A 20098-nucleotide genomic window follows, 5' to 3' on the forward strand; every position below is an offset into this window, starting at 1 on the left:
GGAGAGAAACACCATGGAAATAGAACGTGTAAATGAGTATACAATAAAGTTTTTCATAACTTATAGCGATATAGAGACAAGAGGATTCGATAAAGAAGAAATTTGGCAAAACCGGGAACGGGGAGAAGAGCTGTTCTGGGAGATGATGGATGAAGCACATCAACAGGAACAATTTTCATTAGAAGGTCCACTTTGGATTCAGGTCCAGGCTTTAGATAAGGGACTTGAGATCTTGGTGACACGGGCTTCGTTATCACAGGATGGTTCGAAATTGGAGCTTCCGATTTCAGATGACAAGCAAGTCGATGTGCCAGTTGATGAAAACATTGAAAAGATGCTTGACCATCAATTCAATTCCGATGTTGATAACGATGATGCTTCTGAACCCGATGATGAGGATTACTTATCTTTCATGATCCGTTTCGATGACATCGAGGATCTCATATCATTAAGTCACGATATCAATTGCGAGTCATTTGAAGATATCCTTTATCATTATGAGAATAAGTACTATTTGTACGTGACTTTCTATGATTCGTTCAGTGAATCTGAACAGGATGATGTGTTGAGCAGATTGCTGGAATTTGGTGATGAAACAGATCTTACCGTTCATCGGATCGAAGAGTATGGTAAAGTGATTCTTGCAGAAAATGCGCTCGAACAATTGAACGAGTATTTTCCTAAGAAGTAGTGGGACGCCGATCTTCGTCAAGAATTTCGGCGTTTTCGTTTTTTACATTTAAAGAAGAGTATAAATACCTTCTTCAAGGCTCAGCCTACACTAGGGCATGGGTTTGACAGGCTTTCTCCATACCATTACATTGCTAATCAATGCCACATTGAGTTCAGAGGGATGTAACCATGTTCAAAAAGACATTGCAGCTTACGATGTTCTTAGCAATTCTGATAAGTATATTCGTCTTCACGAAACCATACTGGGAGAATTGGATTGTCGGAGCGAATTGGATTCTTGGTGCGTTAAGTATCTTTTTTTCATTTTCTGCACTTTTCATCGGGATTGTCATCTTTTTAGAAAATCGGCATCCGTCACAGACGCTGACCTGGTTCGTTGTTTTGGCCGCATTTCCTTTAGTCGGTTTCTTTTTCTATATGATGTTTGGCCGGAATTATCGTAAAAAGAAAATGTTCGATCAAAAAGCGCTCACTGATGAAGAGGCTTTTTCGCGATTTGAACAGAATCGTGCCATCGATGATGATAATATGAAAATGATGGGTGATCATCAACGGTTGTTGTTCCAGTTAGCCCAGAGGCTAGGAAAGAGCCCGATTTCATTCAACACCGATACGAAGGTTCTTACTAATGGGAAAGAAACCTACACTTGTATTCTTGAAGCCTTACGCAATGCGGAAGAACATATACATATGGAATATTATATTGTGCGTCATGATAATATCGGTAAAAAGATACAGACCATCTTGATGGAAAAAGCGAAACAGGGAGTCGATGTCCGTTTCTTGTATGATGCAGTCGGAAGCTGGAAGCTCTCGCGCGATTATATTGATCAACTTCGGGATGCAGGCGTTCAGGCTGTACCTTTTTTACCTGTTAAACTCCCTTTATTCAATAACAAGATCAACTACCGGAACCATCGGAAAATTGTCGTGATTGATGGGAATGTCGGTTTTGTAGGCGGGCTTAACATCGGTGATGAGTACTTAGGATTGAATCCCACTTACGGTTACTGGCGGGATACACATCTGATGGTAAAGGGAGAAGCGGTTAGAAGCTTACAGATCATCTTTTTGCAGGATTGGTATTCGATGACTGGAGAGACACTTTTGGAGCCGAATTATCTATCTCCTGAAATTCCGAGTGCCCAAGTCTATGGTGGTGTACAGATGATTGCTGGCGGACCCGATCATCAATGGGACATCATCAAGAAGTTATTTTTCTCGATGATCATCTCTGCTAAGAAATCAATTTGGATCACATCACCTTATTTCATACCTGATGAGGACATTCTGAATGCATTAAGAGTCGCTGCTTTAAGCGGTATCGATGTTCGGTTGTTATTCCCTGCAAGACCGGATAAGAAGCTGCCATTCCATGCATCTAGATCTTATTTTCCAAGTCTTCTCGAAGCTGGTGTGAAGATCTACGAATATCGCAAGGGCTTTTTGCACAGTAAGATCATCATCGTCGACAATGAACTAGCTTCCATCGGTACAGCAAACATGGATATGAGAAGCTTCCATTTGAATTTCGAAGTGAACGCATTTCTATACCGTACGAAAAGTACCTTGAGGCTGGTTGATGACTATATCCAGGATCTTGAGGATTCGACCCCCCTTGTCCTTGAGTCGTTCAACAATCGGGCATTTTATTATAAAATCCTTGAATCTACATCAAGGCTCTTATCGCCACTGCTTTGAAGGATTTACAGAATCTTTTCTCCAGCGAGAAGGGTTCTGTTTTTTTATATGGAATATTACTGAGGTGCGAAAAATTCAATTGATAGAGGTGATTCAATGCTTTTAGCGAATTCCAGCAACGGGCAGTGCATCAATCTGGCCGAAACCTGGAAAAAAGACGAGTTGGAAAAGCTCAGAGATATGGATACTTTCCAATGTCCTGTCTGTAATAAGGACGTTATCCTCAAGCTTGGCACAAAAAGGATCTGGCACTTTTCACACATCAGCGGCACGGCATGCGGAGTAGACACCGAACCAGAATCAACCTACCATTTGTTAGGGAAAAGACAATTGTATCAATGGTTATCCACTCGAAACGTTACCCCAGAATTAGAACGATACTTTCCATTATTGAAGCAACGCCCCGACTTATATCTCCCTGGCTTATCGACAGCGATTGAATATCAATGCGCAACAATCCCCATCGAGATTTTCAATAAACGTAATCATACCCTTCAAAATGCAGGAATCGAGCCTATTTGGATTCTGGGATCGAAAAGGCTATCCAGAATCAAGAATACCCGCTTCTATAGAATGGACGAACTTGCCTTCCAATCCTTACGATTCAACGACCGCTGCGACTTTTCTCCTTATATCTTGTATTACTGCCCTCTAAGCTTATCCTTTACATTTCTACATTCCATCGTTCCATATACCTCAAGGACTATTCTTGCCTGTAAAAAGACCATCTCATCAAATCAAATCGTATATCCATTTCACGCAAATGAACTTGAGCCGCCTAATTTAAAGGATTTCCATACAGAATGGATTGTAAGAAGCATAACGACCCGCCTTTACATCCATTTGAATAAGGATCCCTCGGTCATGATGATGAAGAAACACCTGATGAAAAAAGGGATACCGGTGAGTCTTTTTCCAATTGAAGCTGGACTACCTTCTAAACACCTTTTTTGGTTCAACTCACCTGCATATGTGTGGCAAACCTGCTTCCTGATTGAAATCCTCCTTCCAATATCAATTGATTCCACTTTCTCATTTCGTCAAATCTTCCATAAATTCATTAAAACAATCAAGTTTTATAAAATCAGCACACGTCCTAACCTTGCAGATGAACAGAGTCATATTTCTTATGCATTGATGGATTATATGCAATGGTTATGTAAGTTCGGTGTACTGCGGAGAGTTGATGTGAATCACTTTATGAAAAAGAAAGAGCTCAAGTTTCCAGAATCGATCACTGATGTTAGAAAAACGTTGAAACAGTATTTTAAAATTCAGGTGTAAAAAACCTTATTGCATGCTTTTTCAAGAAATTAACGAGACTCCTGTGGGAACAGCAAACCAGGCGAGATCAAGCAGTGAGGAAAGACTGAGAAGGTTTGCGGTTCACCCGTAGAAGGGAGTGGATTTTGAAAATAAGAAATAAAAGCAAGTATATAAATAATCCTGGATTTATCTGAAAAACATAGGAGAGAAAGAAAGGAAATTGGAACTGTCCCTCGAATTTTATACAGATGTAGGGATTGTTTTCTATAAAGAAAACATGGCAAAGCCAAGCTTAGGCGTAGGCTGAGCCATTCGTTACTCGAAAAAGCATTTGCTTTTCCTTCGTGCGGTGTATTGCTTCCGAAGCCGCCAGCTTGTGCACTTCTACTGAAGAAAGTATTTTATCTTTTCTTTAAGTACTAGGAAACAACCTACCTGGACCAATAATTCTGTTAGAGGAAATAAGGAGGATTTTAAATGGCAGAACAAGCAGTGAAATCATTACCGAAAAGAGATGAAATTCCGGTTGGAGATACTTGGGATTTAGAAGATATTTTCGAAACGGATGACGTATGGGAAGAAGAATTCAAACAGGTAAAAGAATTGATTCCTCAGATTGATCAATTTCAGGGGAAACTGGGGGAATCGTCAGCAACCCTATATGAAGCCCTGCAGCTTCAAGATGAAATTACCAAACGGCTTGGAAAGTTGTATACATATGCGCATATGAGAAATGACCAGGATACAACGAATTCCTTCTACCAGGGGCTGAATGATCGTGTGGCGACATTAGCGACTGAAACAAGCAGTCACCTTTCATATATCGTTCCTGAAATTCTTTCTTTAGATGAAAGTCAGATCAGATCCTTTGTGGAAGAGAATGATGACTTGAAGCTATACGATCATTTTCTAGATGAAATCAACAGAAGCCGTCCTCATGTGTTGTCTCAAAAAGAGGAAGCGCTGCTCGCAGGTGTAAGTGAAGTGACGAACAATGCGAGTAATACGTTCGGCATGTTGAATAATGCGGACCTCAAGTTTCCGACAGTCAAAGATGAAAATGGGGAAGAGGTTGAGCTAACGCATGGTCGTTATATCCGCTTCTTGGAAAGTGATGATCAGGAAGTCCGCAAGAATGCTTTCAAGGCGATGTATGGAACTTATGACAAATTCAAAAATACATTTGCGAGTACATTAAGTGGAACAGTGAAAAAAGATAATTTCAATGCAAGAGTAAGGAAGTATGATTCTGCACGTCAAGCTGCACTTGATGCAAACAATATCCCTGAGACGGTCTACGATAATCTCGTGGAGACGGTGAATGACAATCTTCATCTGATGCACCGTTATGTGAAACTTCGGAAAGAAGCTCTCGGCTTGGATGAATTGCACATGTATGATCTCTACACACCGATTGTGAAAGATGTGAAAATGGAGATCCCTTATGATGAGGCGAAAGGCCTTGTCGTAAAGAGTCTATCACCACTTGGAGAAGAATACGTCAATATCGTTAAAGAAGGCTATGAAAAGCGATGGATCGATGTCCAGGAGAACGTAGGAAAGAGAAGTGGAGCATATTCTTCCGGAGCTTATGGGACGATGCCATATATACTTATGAATTGGCAGGACAACGTAAACAACCTGTTTACTCTGACGCATGAAATCGGACACTCCGTTCACAGCTACTACACACGCGATACACAACCATATCCATATGCGAACTATTCGATTTTTGTTGCGGAAGTAGCTTCTACTTGTAATGAAGCATTGTTGAATGAATATATGCTCAGCATTACAGATGACAAGAAGAAGAAATTATACTTGTTGAACCATCTTCTTGAAGGATTCCGAGGCACCGTTTTCCGTCAGACGATGTTCGCGGAGTTCGAACAATTGATCCATGAACGGGCAGCTGCTGGTGAAGCCTTGACTCCTGATTTGTTTACAAAACTCTATTATGAACTAAATGAAAAATACTTTGGCGAAGACATCATCATTGATGAGGAAATCGGACTTGAATGGGCAAGGATTCCTCACTTCTATTACAACTACTATGTATATCAATATGCAACTGGCTTCAGTGCAGCCGCTTCGCTTTCTAAACAGATTTTAGATGAAGGCGCGCCGGCAGTTGAACGATATCTTGAATTCTTGAAAGCTGGAAGTTCTGATTATCCAATCGAAGTCTTGAAGAAGGCAGGAGTGGATATGACGAGCAGCAAACCAATCGAGGAAGCTCTTTCGGTATTTGAATCCGTATTGGGTGAAATGGAAGAGTTACTTTTCGAAACAGAATAATAAATACCGGGCTGGCTGCGAGGTCAGCCCGGTTAAATTTTAAAGCCCTTGAATCGGTTGCGGCTGTTGATACGGGCAAGAATATAGAAAATGGATATGAATAGCAGTGGTGTTGCTATGAATAAGGGGAAAATGTGGAGGAAGCCGAAAACGACCAGGACGAAACTGACCATGACCCCAAAAACTCCTAGAATCATCCCTAATTGCATGATATCAATCTCCTTTCACTACAGTTTATGAATTCAAGAAATAAAACATGCTTTCCGGATGGAGGCAGAGTGTGAGAAATCGGAGTGGAATCATTCTAATACAATCAAATCATATAGCCCTGATCAAACGTATGAAAAAATCACAGACCTATTATGTTATCCCTGGCGGTGGTATAGAAGATGTTGAAACCCCGGAGGAAGCAGCGCGTAGAGAGGCAAAGGAAGAATTGGGCGTCAACGTCATGCTTAAAGGATTGCTCCATACAGAAAATTGGAACGGTATGCAGTATTATTTTCTTGCCGAAATCATTGACGGTAAGTTTGGAAATGGCAGTGGGGCAGAGATGAATGGCAAGAATGAAGCTGAAGGGAAGTACATCCCGATGTGGGTTAATGTCACGGAGCTGACAGAGCTTCCGCTGCGTCCAAAATCAATCATTGATAAAATACTCAGTCTGCCAGAAAGAAAACTCTGCAAGGGCCAAGCCTTAGCGCAGGATGAGTCGTAGTTGCCCTCAACCAATATTCAACATCATTCTTTAACAAAGCCTAGATGTAAAAAAGGGGTCTGACTCATGCGTCAGCCCCTTCAATAAAACGCCAAAAGGTTCCGTGTTTTACTGGAACTCTTTCAACCTTTTGCTGTAAGACAAATTTTTTAAGTTGTTTCTCCACTTCACGTTCACTTAGATTATAAACTTCTGAAATTTCTTTTGTAGCCACGAATTGATACTTTTTCAAAAAATACTCCATTGGCGGTGGGGGACATTTTTTCGGTAATTCCCCGAGAAGTTCTTCCAGAATATGAACATAAATTTCATATGAGTACATTCCGGTAATTTTTATGCCTTCGTCTGAAGTATCACTGAAAAAAACAAGCGATGGCAGCTGATTGACTTCCATCTCCTGTGTCGTTTTTACGTCACACTGGAACGCTTTTACTGCGCTTTCTGAATGAAGGTCTTTTTGGAACTCATTCACATCGAGGCCAGCTTCATCTGCACATTGCACCAGTACATCCAATTTCGTGATATTCTGCTTTTGGAGAAATAATTCTTCTCTTAATTTTCTCAGGAAGCGTACACCGTTCGATTTTCCTTGTAATTCAGCAGCTTTTACTGCAATCGAAGCGATATAGGGAGTTTGAATCGGATCTTCATACCACACATCACCATCACAAGACATCCCGGAGCGATTGGCGGTGATTTCCCATTTCTTTGCAACATCTTCTTTCGAACAAATCCCATTCCGCTTTTGGATTGCTGAGTTCCAGTAATCGAGTGTACCCCCCATCAAATGTCTTAGTCGAATGTGATTTCCGAACTCGATCTGCAACTTTTTTATGACAGGTTCAAGGCCCCAGCATTCTGGACATAGAGGATCAACGAATGAGTATATTTCAATGGGACGATTCTTATATGAAGTTGGTAATTCGCACTCACATTCGATAGCGTTTTTTGCTTCTGTTGATTCTGTCTTGTGCTTCGTCAATGGTTATTCTCCTTTCTATCGCTCTTATTCAGGATTGTTAACCATGTGATGGGCTGTCATCGTCAAACGGCTGTATATCTGTTCTTTATAAGGGCTTTCCAGGTTGACTTCTTCCATTGCTTCCTTCATACAAGATAGCCACGCTTCCGCTCGTCGAGGTGTGATTGGAAACGGCATATGTCTTGCCCTTAACATCGGATGGCCATGTTCTTCACTATATAATGGCGGCCCTCCTAAAAACTGGGTTAAAAATTGTTTCTGTTTTCTTATCGTTTCAGTTAAATCATCTGGAAATATCGGAGCGAGGTCTGGATGAGCTTGTACGCGAGGATAGAAAGCCTCTACAAGCTTATCAACCATTTCTCTACCGCCGATAGCTTCAAATGGTGTATTCATAATTCGTTACCTGCCTTATTTTGTTCCAACTTGAAAAAGTATAATCATACTTTATTCTAAGCATGAAGTTATTACTTATTTTAGCAATGCGATTATTGTTTCGGCAAACATTCTGATTTACAGTTCATTTGACCTTGTATTCACCTTGCAAAAGTTCAAAAAAAACCCATCCGAAAATGAGTTTTTGCACGACAGGATTTTATTCCATTCATCTCAGGCACGGTGATAATTGGACATTACTTTGCTGACATAACTTTTCGTTTCGGTGAACGGCGGGATTCCGTCATATCGATCGACATTCCCAGGACCAGCATTGTAAGCGGCAAGTGCATTCTGAATATTGCCGTCATAGCGATCAATCATTTGTCTTAAATATTTTGCTCCACCCATGATGTTCTCTTCAGGATTATAGGGATTTCTGACGCCAAGAGCCTCAGCGGTTTTCGGCATCAGCTGCATCAATCCCATAGCACCTGCAGGACTTGTACTCAAGGTATTGAAACTTGATTCTTGTTTGATGACAGCTTCAATCAAGCCAGGATCAAGATCGTACTTCGCCGCTGCTTTGTTTATATATGTACCATACTGATTGTCGGTCGATATAGTCGGAGTCGTTTCCATCAGTGGAGTCTTCATCATGACTGCCGAATTCAATTCCATTGGTCTCAAGTTGTGATCGCTTGAAGCATCCACCGGTTTAATAAATGACTGGAGAGCTTCCTCAAACATCTTACTCCAAACTGAATCGACAGAAGAAGTTTTCGGTCCAATCTGAAATTGACTCAGTGATTGTAGTTCTATTAATGATCGGATCAATTGACTGTTCAAACGTCATCCCTACTTTCGTAAACTACCTTCATCATAGCAAAGCGCATTCCCATAAACAACGAATTTTGACAAAAATTTCATATCACATTAAAGATGGCTGTTTTCGCAAACAAAATACTTTCTTCAGTATAAGGGCACTAAGGCTCGACCTACAAAAGGCTTGGTCTCGCCAAGTTTTCTTTTTAAAAGTCGTTGATTTCCGATCCAGGATGCTCGCTTTCCGCGGGCGGTATGGTGAGCCCACTCGTCGCCTTGCGACCCTTTTCAAGGAAGCATTTGTGCTCCTGCGTCTACAAGAAAGTCCTGACGAAGCGAGCTTCCTCGTCGCATGCCTTGCGAGGAGATTATTCAGGTAGTAGGCACGCTGATCCCGCAGGACAAGGAAAGCTTCGGCAGCGTTCCATCGCACGAAGAAAATACGATTTTCATTTTCGAGGAGTCCCGCACCTTGCCCCCTAGGTTTTTAAAATGACTAAAAAGCAACTATCTTTTAGAAAAGAGCCTTAAAGATTTAATCAGTAGATACTGCTCAACTGCGTTTACGATTGAAAAAGCGCTCGATCTTATTCGGTGTGTTTCGTTGTGGAATGTTGTACGTTTCAAGAAGGTTGAGGAATTCTTGTTCTCCAGTATTGCGATCAGTGATTTCGTATTCCAGTTCATAGTCTTCTGTTCCAAGATAGGTGGAATGATCAAATACGAGTAATCCAGATTTATACGCTTTTTCAACTCTTGATGTGACTAGAGATCCTAAGCATTTTAACTTGCTGGATTCGATTCCGAAAGTGTCTTCAAGTAAATCCAGCATCTCACTTGAAGCGATTCTACGACCATTTATCAAGCCCAAGGCTTTTGTTTCTGATAGCACTTCATGCGATTCAAGCAGTCCGTCATCATGTGGCCTCTTCAGAGTGAAAGTATAAGTGTTCTTTTTATGACGGATACGGAGTGCACATCCTTTTTCTTTTAACGAAAAATCCTCTGTATCAAAATAATGATTCGTTTGCTTGATAAATGAATCATCCATTATGGAGAAGGCAGATCGTAGAGCATAGAATTCTTCTTCAGTAACGATATTCTTAAGTTCAATTTCGATTTCTTGTTTCATATTATCGATCACCTCATATGACAATCATTCCGTGTCATTATCTCATATGAGGATACGTGCTACAATTTTAATTTGAGATTTAAAATGTGATACACTTAATAAGGAGTTTAAAAAGACCAACCAAGCATTCGATTCATTTATAGGAGGACCATTATGACTACAAGATTAGAAGTGACATCAAGTGAAATTTTTGAAGATAAGGTCGAGTTTATGAGCAATAGCGAAAACCTGGGAGGGGATGTTAGCCTTGCGCCTTCCGAACAAGTACTTGTAGACTCTGATGCTTTATCTTTCATTTATATATTGGAAACTGCAGATAGCTTCATTTACGTTTCATTTCCAAAAGAACAATGGCATGCGTTGAAAACAGTGATTACAGAAAAGAAAGATGCTTTTCTGAGATTATCTAACCATGAACCTCTAAGTTTGAAAGGATTAAAAGGGGAATTAGAGTATTTGATCGACAACATTTCTGGAAATGCAAATTACGGTAACGAAATGATGAAAAGTGTTGAGGAGATCTTTCAACCGATCAACGGTTGATATAGAGAGCTTCCGATAAAATAGATTCGGTGGTGGTTAGATGGAATGGGATGTATTCTTGAATCCTTACAGACAAGCAGTTGATGAATTGAAGGTGAAACTGAAGGGGGTGCGTGAACAATACCTCATTGAGAATAAACACTCCCCAATCGAGTTTGTCACTGGCAGAGTCAAACCTGTTGCAAGTATCATAGATAAAACGAAACGGAAGAACATTCCACTTGATGACATTGAAACGGAGATCCAGGATATTGCAGGAATCAGGATCATGTGTCAGTTTGTAGATGATATCGAATCAGTCATCAATATGCTGAAGAAGCGTAAAGATCTTGAAGTGATTGAAGAAAGGGACTATGTCAATCATAAAAAGCCAAGCGGGTATCGATCGTTCCATGTCGTCATATCCTATCCAGTACAGACTGTAGGCGGTGAAAAGAAACTCTTGGTGGAGATCCAAATCCGTACACTCGCCATGAATTTTTGGGCGACAATAGAGCATTCTTTAAATTATAAATATGCAGGTGCGATTCCGAAGAATATTGAAGAACGCCTTCAGCGTGCGGCAGAAGCTGCTTTCAGGCTAGATGAGGAAATGTCTCTTATAAAAGGGGAAATACAAGAAGCACAAAAGATTTTCGAGCAAAAAGAGCAACGGTGATATACATAAAGGAAATGAATTTCGAAAGTAAGGAAGCGATGGCTAATGAATTTTTCGATAATCTCAAAAGGTGACGAGAAATCAGCTAAACTTGAAAAAAGGATCAAATCTTATTTACAAGACTTTGATTTGAAATGGAACGAGAAAGAGCCTGATATCGTTATATCCATTGGTGGCGATGGAACACTTCTTCATGCGTTCCATCATTACATCGAACGTGTCGATCAGACTGCTTTTGTCGGTGTACATACAGGACATCTCGGTTTCTATGCAGATTGGACACCGAGCGAAGTTGAAAAGCTCGTCATCCATATTGCAAAAACACCTTTCCAAATCGTTGAATACCCTTTGCTTGAAGTGACTGTCCGCTATTTAGACGATGATAAGGAAAGTCGCTATCTGGCGATGAATGAATGTACAGTAAAAAGTGTGGAAGGTTCATTGGTCATGAATGTGGAAATCAAGGGTGAAGAATTCGAAACCTTCAGAGGGGATGGGTTGTGCATTTCTACGCCTTCGGGGAGTACTGCATATAATAAAGCGCTTGGTGGAGCCATCATCCATCCTTCGCTTCCTTCGCTGCAGTTGGCGGAAATGGCTTCGATCAATAACAGAGTGTTCCGAACAGTCGGATCTCCACTCGTTTTACCGCAGCACCATACATGTATGTTGAAACCGGTTAACGATGTTGATTTTCACATAACCATCGACCATCTTTTCTTATTGCATGAAAAAGTGAAGTCGATCCAGTGCCGAGTAGCTGAAGAGAAAGTAAGGTTTGCGCGGTTCCGCCCATTCCCATTCTGGAAACGTGTACGCGAATCATTCGTAAAAGAATGACTGAAGGTAGAATCATTAGAGGAGAAGCTGCTTCATGAAACCATTGCAATTCACCTGGACGGTCGGGAAGGCTTCCAGTGGTAAACTCCTTAGAGAGTATCTTTTACAAGAAAAATTCATATCAAGGAAGGCGCTCACTGACATCAAGTATGCCGGTGGCGCTCTTTTTGTAAATGATCAACCGGTCACAGTCCGACATCAGCTTCAGGAAAATGATCAGGTAACGGTGTTCTTTCCACCTGAAGAGATAAGCGAATCAATGGAACCTGTTGAAATTCCGTTGTCGGTCTTGTTTGAGGATGATCATTTTCTGGCTGTAAACAAGCCTGCGGATATGCCGACGATCCCTTCAATGTTCAGGAACACGGACTCCCTGGCACAAGCAGTCCTTTTCTACTACCAACAAGAAGGGATATCCTCGACGATTCATGCTGTCAATCGGCTTGATCGGGATACGTCCGGTATTGTCATGTTCGCGAAACATCGTTATGGACATTCCTTATTATCGAGACTGCAAAAAAGTGGTGAGATGAACCGTACCTATCTCGCACTATGTCATGGTGTTCCAGTTGAAGCCAAAGGAACGATCGAGAAACCGATCGGACGAAAAGAGGGGAGCATCATCGAGCGCTGTACGCGGGAAGACGGACAGCATGCGAAAACCCATTTTGAAGTATTACAGTCTTTTGATGATTATGCATTACTGCGTTTGAAATTGGAGACAGGACGTACGCATCAGATACGGGTGCATATGGCTTTCCTTGGACATCCGTTATTGGGCGATGATTTGTATGGAGGGCATCGTGCTTTAATTGGAAGGCAGGCGCTTCATAGTCGATCCTTGCAATTTTATCACCCGTTCTTGGAGAAAGCGATAGAGATTGAAGCACCGGTCCCCGAAGATATGGCAAGGTTGATAGAAAATCAAAGATAACATGAACCAGTATAGATTATGGTCTAAATTTGCAAGATTCCTATGTAGAGTTGTAAGATTCCACACCTGAAAAATGCAGCATTCCAAAATTATGATCTCGCATACGCTAATTAATGAAAGATGCACTAAAGAATTGGTCGATCCTTATAAGATCGACCGTTAATTGTGATGGCTGTTTTCGTAATGTGTTAAAACATAGTTACATCTAAAAATTCAAAGGGTAAATCGATAAGTCTAAAAAATCAGGATTAAGTCTAAAATGCTGGAATTAGTTCTAAAATGCCCTCTTCAATCCTCAAACGTTCTGAACTTTTCCGCCACGTATGGCATCGTGGATGGTACAGAAATCGTCTGATCCTCTGGATATCGATAGGCAGTAAGTGCGCCACCGAAGACGCATCCTGTGTCGATGTTGATCGTATGTCCGACCTGTCTTGGTTCCGGAACCGGAGTATGGCCGTACACGATGATACGTTCACCTTGATAGTTTTGCGCCCAATCTCTGCGGACAGGCATACCATTCTCATGTTTTTCACCAGTAATATCACCATATAACACAAACGTTTTGACCCGTTTATGTGTTTGTCCGATAAAGTCCTCCCGTATCCCTGCATGAGCGACAATCAGCTTTTTATCATCGAGCTGCAGGTAGAGCGGGGCATTTTCAAACAGCTCCTTGAACATGCTTGAAATCTCCACTTTTTCTTGCTGTTCCAAATCCTTGAATTCAGCAACCGTCGTCTCAAGACCATGCCTTACCTGGACATCCCTTCCTTGAAAATAACGATAAAGCTTATCACAGTGATTTCCAGGTGAATAGAGAGCAATTCCTTGTGTTACAAGTTTGAATACGAGCCTGATCACTTTTATCGATTCAGGTCCCCGATCGGTCAAATCCCCAAGGAAAACAAGCTTGCGATTGTCTGGATGGTGGAATTCTCCGTTTGTATCCGTTGTATATTCCAATTCTTCGATCAGTTGAATGAGTTCGGTATAGCAGCCATGAATATCTCCGATCACATCAAATTTCATGTTCTTCACTCCACATTATCGTTCTGTATCTATTAAGTATATTCTAAAATAACAAATTTAAAGGAAAAAAGCACCTTTAGAAGGCGCTTTTAATCGAACATATATTTTCTTGTCCTTGACCGGACGTTAAGGACAAGTCCAATTGCAATCATACTTGCCAATATTGAACTTCCTCCATAACTGATGAACGGAAGGGGGATCCCTGTGATCGGAAGCAGCCCGATGACCATTCCGATATTCTGGAAGACCTGGAATGTGATCATACCGATTACACCAGCACATAAATAGCTGCCAAACGGATCATTGCTTTCTAGTGCAGCATGGATGATCCGATAGACCAATAAGAAGAAGAGGGAAATCACGAAACTTGTTCCCATGAAACCGAATTCTTCACCGATGACAGAAAAAATGAAGTCAGTCTGAGCTTCAGGGAAATAGACATTCCCTTCTCCGAATCCTTTACCGTATAATTGACCTGATCCAATAGCCAATAACGATTTTACAAGCTGAAAACCAAATCCCTGTTCAAATTCATAAGGCTGCAGCCAGCCATAAAAACGATTCAGCTGATACTCATCATGCAGGATATACTCGATCAGAAACTCCGGATTATACATGTAAATGAGAACGAGACTGGCAATGAAAAGTGTTGAACTGAATATCAAGAGAAGGATAATTCGCCATCGTATACCAGAAACTAATAAAAGACTTGCTATGATCGCAAAAAATACGAGTGTCGTCCCGAGGTCAGGCTGAAGCATGACCAAAATTACTGGTGGAAGAGATATTAAGATGATTTTACCAAGCAACAGAAAATCTTCCCGTATTGAACGATCCCCATATTTTTCATTATGGAGCGTAATGGCATTGGCAATTGAAATAATCAAGGCGACTTTCATCAATTCGGATGGTTGAAAGGCGATCCCGCCATATCTGTACCAGCTCTGTGCCCCATTGATGTATGGGACAAGTGCTTCTTTCGTACCCGCATTCGGGTCTACTAAAGGGATGAGCACAATTCCAAGTAATAGGAAGATACCAAAACCATATATGTACCACGAAAGCTTCAAGAACTGATCAAAATCAAGGATCATGACCACTGCAATCGCACCGAAACCGACGGCATACCATACCAACTGCTTTACTACAAAGTTCCCTTCATATTGTCCGACTGCACTATATATCGCAATACAACTAGAACAGATTAAAAGAAATAAAATAAAAAGTAAGTTATAATCGATTTGTTGAAAAGGTGTTTCTCTCTCTTGGTTCGTCATTAGCGCTACCTACCTTAAAGAATAACTGGTTCATTGAAATGATAACATCTTTTAGAATAGCTTTGTTAATTTTTTCTGTTGATTTTTTAAATTGACATATTTGAAGTGCTTTTTTACGATAAGTTAGTCATGTATAAATTGGCTCGACGAGGATAAGGGAGCGAAAAAAGCAAAAACAAAAGCACAACAAATCATACAAATAAATGATTCTGGATGAGAGGGGGACAACAACTATGGAACAAGAAGAATACTTTGAATTTCAGTTTGTTATCGATGCGTTAAAAAACGATGATATCGATTTATTCAGGGAAAATTTCTTAGAGATGCACCCTTATGATCAAACACGTCTTTTTTCCGTTTTAGAAGAAGAGGAAAGGATGCGTCTTTATGGGTATCTTTCACCTGAAGAAATGGCAGATATTTTCGAGAAAATCGATCTTGAAGATACAAAAGGCTATTTGTTTGAAATGGAGCCTTTCTATGCTGCAAAAATGCTTGGGGATATGTACGCCGATGATGCCGTCGACGTATTGAATGATTTAGAAGCTGAGCAGTTGGCTAGTTATTTGACGATCATGGATAATGAAGCCGCTCAAGAAATCAAAGAGCTTCTCCATTATGAGGAGAAAACGGCCGGAAGTATCATGACCACGGAATTTGTGGCGATCCGGGCGAATCAGACGGTGACCCAGGCAATGGAGATCCTGAGGAAGGAAGCACCGGATGCGGAAACAATCTATTATGTGTTTGTGGTTGACGAAAATAAAAAGCTGGTCGGTGTCATATCTTTAAGAGACTTGATCATCGCAGAAGAAAATACACTCGTAAATGAGGTCATGAACGAAAGAGTCGTTGCGATTTCTGTAGGAGAAGATCAGGAAGAAGCGGCAAGGATGATGAAGGATTATGACTTCCTCGCCTTACCTGTTGTCGATTTCCAGAATCATCTTCTTGGAATCATCACAGTCGATGATATTGTCGATGTCATTGATGAAGAAGCATCTGAGGACTACTCGAAATTAGCCGCAGTCTCCGATATGGATTCAGCTGACAGGAGTCCGATGCAAGCAGCAAAAAGAAGACTTCCATGGCTGATCATCTTATTATTCCTTGGCACCATCACGGCAAGCTTGATCGGCCAATTCGAAGAGACTTTGAACCAGGTTGCTATTTTAGCCGTATTCATTCCATTGATTGCTGGAATGGCAGGAAATACAGGTACCCAGGCGTTAGCGGTAGCTGTAAGAGGAATTGCAACCGGAGATACAGATAAACAGGATGTGAGAAGTCTCATTTTAAGGGAAGCAGGGACAGGATTGATCACTGGAGCGTCCTGCGGGGTGGTCATCACGTTCATCGTCTATCTATGGCAGGATTCCATCTATTTAGGGTTATTGGTAGGTGCATCGATTTTGCTTACCTTGATTGTCGCTACATTAGCAGGCGCTCTGATCCCTTTACTTATGCATAAAATGAAAATTGATCCTGCGGTAGCTTCAGGTCCATTCATTACTACAATCAATGATATCATCAGCGTGTTGATCTATTTCGGCCTTGCTACGACATTCATCAATTATTTTACGTAAACGAAACAGGAGGAAAGTATGGAAGAGCATGTATCATTCACTTCACTCATCGTTGTCATAGTAACTGCTTTTCTCACACCAATTCTATTGAAAAAATTGAGGCTCTCGATCATTCCTGTTGTTGTTGCTGAAATCATAGCCGGACTCATCATCGGGAAAACAGGTTTCAATCTGGTCCAGCCAGATGAATGGATCACCATTTTATCAAGCCTCGGATTTATATTTCTCATGTTCTTAAGTGGGCTTGAAATTGATTTCAGCGTCTTCTCCAATAATAAAAACAGGGTGACGCTGCCTTCAGGGAAGCTGGAGCCGAACCGTTTTCTCGTATCGACCATTGTCTTCGTGTTCATTCTGGTCCTTTCCTTTGTATTGTCATGGTTGTTGGTATTCATGGGCTTTACAAACAACGCCTTTTTCATGTGTCTGGTCATTTCGACGATCTCACTAGGGGTCGTCGTTCCGACTTTGAAGGAAACAGGGATCATGAAATCTGGAATCGGCCAAATCATCCTGATTGTTACGGTCATTGCAGATCTTGTGACGATGATCTTGTTAGCTGTCTTTGTATCTTTATATGAAGGCGGAGGCAACATGTGGTTGTTGTTACTGTTATTCTGTGCAGGCATCCTGCTCTATTTCGTCGGTAAATTCTTTAAGCAGAGCACCTTTTTCGAGACTTTATCCACAGGTACGGTACAGATTGGTATGAGAGCGGTATTTGCCCTCATCATCCTTCTCGTCGGGTTATCAGAACAAGTTGGAGCAGAAAGTATCCTCGGGGCATTTCTTGCGGGCGTACTCGTATCCTTACTGGCACCTAATCGTGAAATGGTCCGACAATTGGATTCATTCGGTTACGGCTTCCTTATCCCGATTTTCTTCGTCATGGTCGGGGGGGAGCTGGATCTGTGGGCGTTATTCAGTGATCCGAGGATCGTCGTTCTGATTCCACTGTTATTCATTGCCCTATTGATATCCAAGCTGGTACCTGCTCTATATTTGAAAAAGTGGTATGACTGGAATACAATCATCGGTTCAGGCTTTATACTGACAGCAACGTTGTCCTTAGTTGTCGCAGCTGCTAAGATCGGGGAGCGGATCGGTGTCATTGATAATCAGATGTCTTCAGCACTGATCTTACTTGCTGTGATTACGTGTATCGTTACACCGATTGTGTTTAAAAAAGTCTTTCCTCTTAAGCAGATGGCTTCTAAGACAAAGAAGGTCAATGTCATTGGTGCGAACCAATTGACGTTAAGACTGCCATTAGAACTTGATGAGAATATGTTCAATACGACCCTATACCACACAAAACAAGAGAAATTAGAGGAAAGTATAGGCACCCATTTTGAAGTGAATGAAGTGGATGACTATGAAATCGAAAGGTTGTTACAAGACGATGTGTTCAACACGGATGTTTTGGTTGTCACGACAGGAAACGATTCAATCAATGCAAAAATCGCTTCCTACGCAAAAGAAAGTGGGATTGACCGTGTCATTACGAGGATTGAAACATCAACATTAAGTTCCGAGCTGAAAGAGAAAGACGTTGAAGTATTTTCTTCCTTGTTATCAGCTAAGACCATTTTAAGATCGATGATTGAGACACCGGATGTCGCTAAACTGATCATCGGCCAAGACAATCGCTTATATCAAGTGAATGTGCAAAACACGAAGTATGTTGGAACGATGCTTCGGAATTTCCCGTTCATGGGCAATGCCATCATCATCCGGATTTTCAGAGGAAATGAATCCATTGTGCCACATGGGGATACCGAACTTCAAATACATGATCATCTTATTGTCACGGGAAGTAATGAAAGCATCCAACAATTGCGCAATGTGTTATCTTAAAGGCTTTGTTAGTGAGTATGTAGAACAACTTCTCTCTTGACGGATGCCTTCAATTATGAACGTGATGAAGGTACGTGATTGTGGCTCCATTTTATTTTTACAGCTTACTATCGAGTTTTTCACCCCAAACATTAAGCCAATCTCCAAGAGAATGGCTTAATGTTTTTATGTGATTTTTATATAGCCTTATGTTGCAACAGTTGTTGTAGAAGAAGGGGTATAGTTAACAACTTCTAATACAACAGGTGAATTCGCAAGGATCGGATCTCCACCAGCAGGTACATCGATATCTAATGATCCGACTCCAGTAGCTCCTGGTGTGTAAGTTGAGACTCCATCCATTTGTAATACACCATTGACATAAACATTATAGTAGCTGTTATCGGTTTCAAGGGTAGGAAGCGTCGTTACTGCTGTACCATCATCTTGAAAAAAATCTGCAGCATCTATCGTCAAAGTTGCCCCTGCAGCGGTCTCCGTCGTAGTGACATGAAAGAACCTTGTATTGGCAGGATCGACTGTTGTATTAACTGTTGCTTCTATCACAAGTTTCATCATTTGAAGTGCCAATTAACTTTCACTCCTCAAAATTTAGTTCTTTATATTTTATGGTTTCTTTATACTAAGTGCTTGTACACTTACCTAAGAGAGTAAAAATTAAATGTTTTAAAAGTTGTTAATGGAAGTTAATAATTTCTTATAATAATGAACTGAATGATAATGGGAGCACCACTGGGAGGTAAATCACTTGATAATAAATGGAGTCTGCCTTTTTTTATCATATAAATATTACTGGGCTGAAGGACTCCATTAATATATAAGTTATAATATGAAACTTTTTCTGGATCAAGAATTCCGCAATTTCCATATTGTATCAATTCATCAAGGTTTGTATAAACCCGTTTTTGTCCTTTAGCAAGAGTAAAATACGTATATGTTTCAGCTTTTAATATTGACTCATAACCATCGGAATATTGGTCATCTCGCGGATATATTAGCGGACATCCTTTAGGTGGTAGGTAATCAAATGGGTCCTTTTTTATAATTTTATTTCTCCGCCGTTTGGTCACAACTTAACTCTCCTTTTTGGACAAAACTACTGGATTAATATTAAAAGTAATAAACAACCAACCAATATATTATATTTTCAAGAGAACTTTTTCATACAAAAAATTTTAAAACAATCTGCTTAATTAAAAGGACTATCCTCCTAAGCACAATAAGTGTTTAATTATAAGAGGTTGTCTCCTAAATTGTATCTGTTTCTAATCTTATAGATGTTTCTACGAAATCAACCACATTAATTAAAAGCTCCCCCAAGTACTTGACTCAATCAGGGAATGGTCCACACTTTTCTTTTTATAAAGTGACTGCTATACTT

General features: G+C 40.7%; 20 protein-coding genes. 11 read left to right on the plus strand and 9 right to left on the minus strand.

What is annotated here, in order from left to right:
- The first annotated feature begins 13 nt into the window (after positions 1-13).
- The 4 genes from mecA to pepF all read left to right on the plus strand — a co-directional run bounded on the left by mecA (position 14) and on the right by pepF (position 5958).
- Positions 14-691 carry an adaptor protein MecA gene (mecA, locus tag N8M93_RS13380; protein WP_261132593.1) on the plus strand — a complete coding sequence of 226 codons (678 nt, stop codon included), beginning with the start codon at positions 14-16 and terminating at the stop codon, positions 689-691.
- Positions 692-861: 170 nt separating this feature from the next.
- Positions 862-2394: a cardiolipin synthase gene (cls, locus tag N8M93_RS13385; RefSeq protein WP_261132594.1), complete on the plus strand. Its 1533-nt coding sequence runs from the start codon at positions 862-864 to the stop codon at positions 2392-2394.
- 96 nt (positions 2395-2490) lie between these two features.
- On the plus strand, positions 2491-3678 hold the full coding sequence (locus N8M93_RS13390) for a competence protein CoiA (protein ID WP_261132596.1): 1188 nt from the start codon (positions 2491-2493) through the stop codon (positions 3676-3678).
- A 459-nt stretch (positions 3679-4137) separates the two neighbouring features.
- Entirely contained in the window at positions 4138-5958 is a 1821-nt protein-coding gene (gene pepF, locus N8M93_RS13395) for an oligoendopeptidase F (RefSeq protein WP_261132598.1), read from the plus strand.
- Between the two features lie 32 nt (positions 5959-5990).
- Here pepF and N8M93_RS13400 read toward each other — a convergent pair whose 3' ends face one another.
- Positions 5991-6167 carry a hypothetical protein gene (locus N8M93_RS13400; RefSeq protein WP_261132600.1) on the minus strand — a complete coding sequence of 59 codons (177 nt, stop codon included), beginning with the start codon at positions 6165-6167 and terminating at the stop codon, positions 5991-5993.
- Between the two features lie 71 nt (positions 6168-6238).
- On the opposite strand from N8M93_RS13400, the gene N8M93_RS13405 reads away from it, so the two are divergent.
- Complete coding sequence (locus tag N8M93_RS13405; RefSeq protein WP_261132602.1) at positions 6239-6676, plus strand: NUDIX domain-containing protein; 438 nt, start codon at positions 6239-6241, stop codon at positions 6674-6676.
- A gap of 64 nt (positions 6677-6740) precedes the next feature.
- Here N8M93_RS13405 and N8M93_RS13410 read toward each other — a convergent pair whose 3' ends face one another.
- The 4 genes from N8M93_RS13410 to N8M93_RS13425 form a co-directional block, all read right to left on the minus strand.
- Positions 6741-7616 (minus strand): ClpXP adapter SpxH family protein, encoded by an 876-nt coding sequence (locus N8M93_RS13410; RefSeq protein ID WP_396125582.1) that lies wholly within the window; start codon positions 7614-7616, stop codon positions 6741-6743.
- Positions 7617-7682: 66 nt separating this feature from the next.
- Entirely contained in the window at positions 7683-8054 is a 372-nt protein-coding gene (locus N8M93_RS13415) for a globin (protein ID WP_314728286.1), read from the minus strand.
- A gap of 213 nt (positions 8055-8267) precedes the next feature.
- Positions 8268-8882 carry a lytic transglycosylase domain-containing protein gene (locus tag N8M93_RS22815; RefSeq protein ID WP_314728287.1) on the minus strand — a complete coding sequence of 205 codons (615 nt, stop codon included), beginning with the start codon at positions 8880-8882 and terminating at the stop codon, positions 8268-8270.
- A 529-nt stretch (positions 8883-9411) separates the two neighbouring features.
- Positions 9412-9990, minus strand: coding sequence for a CYTH domain-containing protein (locus tag N8M93_RS13425; RefSeq protein WP_261132606.1), 579 nt, complete (start codon positions 9988-9990; stop codon positions 9412-9414).
- 153 nt (positions 9991-10143) lie between these two features.
- On the opposite strand from N8M93_RS13425, the gene N8M93_RS13430 reads away from it, so the two are divergent.
- From N8M93_RS13430 to N8M93_RS13445, 4 genes are read left to right on the plus strand one after another with little or no spacing between them, the layout of a single operon-like run.
- Positions 10144-10533: a hypothetical protein gene (locus tag N8M93_RS13430; protein ID WP_261132609.1), complete on the plus strand. Its 390-nt coding sequence runs from the start codon at positions 10144-10146 to the stop codon at positions 10531-10533.
- A gap of 40 nt (positions 10534-10573) precedes the next feature.
- Positions 10574-11191: a GTP pyrophosphokinase family protein gene (locus N8M93_RS13435; RefSeq protein WP_261132610.1), complete on the plus strand. Its 618-nt coding sequence runs from the start codon at positions 10574-10576 to the stop codon at positions 11189-11191.
- A gap of 45 nt (positions 11192-11236) precedes the next feature.
- On the plus strand, positions 11237-12031 hold the full coding sequence (locus N8M93_RS13440) for an NAD kinase (protein WP_221563865.1): 795 nt from the start codon (positions 11237-11239) through the stop codon (positions 12029-12031).
- A gap of 34 nt (positions 12032-12065) precedes the next feature.
- The gene (locus tag N8M93_RS13445) at positions 12066-12965 is read left to right on the plus strand and encodes an RluA family pseudouridine synthase (RefSeq protein ID WP_261132612.1); all 900 of its coding nucleotides are present in this window, start codon (positions 12066-12068) and stop codon (positions 12963-12965) included.
- Between the two features lie 288 nt (positions 12966-13253).
- Here N8M93_RS13445 and prpE read toward each other — a convergent pair whose 3' ends face one another.
- Both prpE and N8M93_RS13455 read right to left on the minus strand, forming a co-directional pair.
- The gene (gene prpE / locus N8M93_RS13450) at positions 13254-13997 is read right to left on the minus strand and encodes a bis(5'-nucleosyl)-tetraphosphatase PrpE (RefSeq protein WP_261132614.1); all 744 of its coding nucleotides are present in this window, start codon (positions 13995-13997) and stop codon (positions 13254-13256) included.
- 89 nt (positions 13998-14086) lie between these two features.
- Positions 14087-15274 (minus strand): FtsW/RodA/SpoVE family cell cycle protein, encoded by a 1188-nt coding sequence (locus tag N8M93_RS13455; protein WP_261132615.1) that lies wholly within the window; start codon positions 15272-15274, stop codon positions 14087-14089.
- A gap of 233 nt (positions 15275-15507) precedes the next feature.
- On the opposite strand from N8M93_RS13455, the gene mgtE reads away from it, so the two are divergent.
- On the plus strand, positions 15508-16860 hold the full coding sequence (gene mgtE / locus N8M93_RS13460; RefSeq protein ID WP_261132617.1) for a magnesium transporter: 1353 nt from the start codon (positions 15508-15510) through the stop codon (positions 16858-16860).
- Between the two features lie 18 nt (positions 16861-16878).
- Entirely contained in the window at positions 16879-18717 is a 1839-nt protein-coding gene (locus tag N8M93_RS13465) for a monovalent cation:proton antiporter family protein (RefSeq protein WP_261132618.1), read from the plus strand.
- Between the two features lie 186 nt (positions 18718-18903).
- Here N8M93_RS13465 and N8M93_RS13470 read toward each other — a convergent pair whose 3' ends face one another.
- Both N8M93_RS13470 and N8M93_RS13475 read right to left on the minus strand, forming a co-directional pair.
- Positions 18904-19287, minus strand: coding sequence for a DUF4183 domain-containing protein (locus N8M93_RS13470; protein ID WP_261132620.1), 384 nt, complete (start codon positions 19285-19287; stop codon positions 18904-18906).
- Positions 19288-19403: 116 nt separating this feature from the next.
- Positions 19404-19787 carry a DUF4183 domain-containing protein gene (locus tag N8M93_RS13475; RefSeq protein WP_261132621.1) on the minus strand — a complete coding sequence of 128 codons (384 nt, stop codon included), beginning with the start codon at positions 19785-19787 and terminating at the stop codon, positions 19404-19406.
- Between the last annotated feature and the right edge of the window lie 311 nt (positions 19788-20098).

It is taken from the genome of Bacillus sp. Marseille-Q3570, assembly GCF_946151055.1.
In the GTDB taxonomy this organism is placed as follows: Bacteria; Bacillota; Bacilli; order Bacillales; family Fictibacillaceae; genus Pseudalkalibacillus.

Coding starts and splice junctions, on each gene's coding strand:
- N8M93_RS13430 (WP_261132609.1), top strand. CDS start 10,144: ATGACTACAAGATTAGAAGTGACATCAAGTGAAATTTTTGAAGATAAG.
- prpE (WP_261132614.1), bottom strand. CDS start 13,997: ATGAAATTTGATGTGATCGGAGATATTCATGGCTGCTATACCGAACTC.
- N8M93_RS13455 (WP_261132615.1), bottom strand. CDS start 15,274: ATGACGAACCAAGAGAGAGAAACACCTTTTCAACAAATCGATTATAAC.
- mgtE (WP_261132617.1), top strand. CDS start 15,508: ATGGAACAAGAAGAATACTTTGAATTTCAGTTTGTTATCGATGCGTTA.
- N8M93_RS13415 (WP_314728286.1), bottom strand. CDS start 8,054: ATGAATACACCATTTGAAGCTATCGGCGGTAGAGAAATGGTTGATAAG.
- mecA (WP_261132593.1), top strand. CDS start 14: ATGGAAATAGAACGTGTAAATGAGTATACAATAAAGTTTTTCATAACT.
- N8M93_RS13465 (WP_261132618.1), top strand. CDS start 16,879: ATGGAAGAGCATGTATCATTCACTTCACTCATCGTTGTCATAGTAACT.
- N8M93_RS13445 (WP_261132612.1), top strand. CDS start 12,066: ATGAAACCATTGCAATTCACCTGGACGGTCGGGAAGGCTTCCAGTGGT.
- N8M93_RS13435 (WP_261132610.1), top strand. CDS start 10,574: ATGGAATGGGATGTATTCTTGAATCCTTACAGACAAGCAGTTGATGAA.
- N8M93_RS13440 (WP_221563865.1), top strand. CDS start 11,237: ATGAATTTTTCGATAATCTCAAAAGGTGACGAGAAATCAGCTAAACTT.
- N8M93_RS13400 (WP_261132600.1), bottom strand. CDS start 6,167: ATGCAATTAGGGATGATTCTAGGAGTTTTTGGGGTCATGGTCAGTTTC.
- cls (WP_261132594.1), top strand. CDS start 862: ATGTTCAAAAAGACATTGCAGCTTACGATGTTCTTAGCAATTCTGATA.
- N8M93_RS13390 (WP_261132596.1), top strand. CDS start 2,491: ATGCTTTTAGCGAATTCCAGCAACGGGCAGTGCATCAATCTGGCCGAA.
- pepF (WP_261132598.1), top strand. CDS start 4,138: ATGGCAGAACAAGCAGTGAAATCATTACCGAAAAGAGATGAAATTCCG.
- N8M93_RS13425 (WP_261132606.1), bottom strand. CDS start 9,990: ATGAAACAAGAAATCGAAATTGAACTTAAGAATATCGTTACTGAAGAA.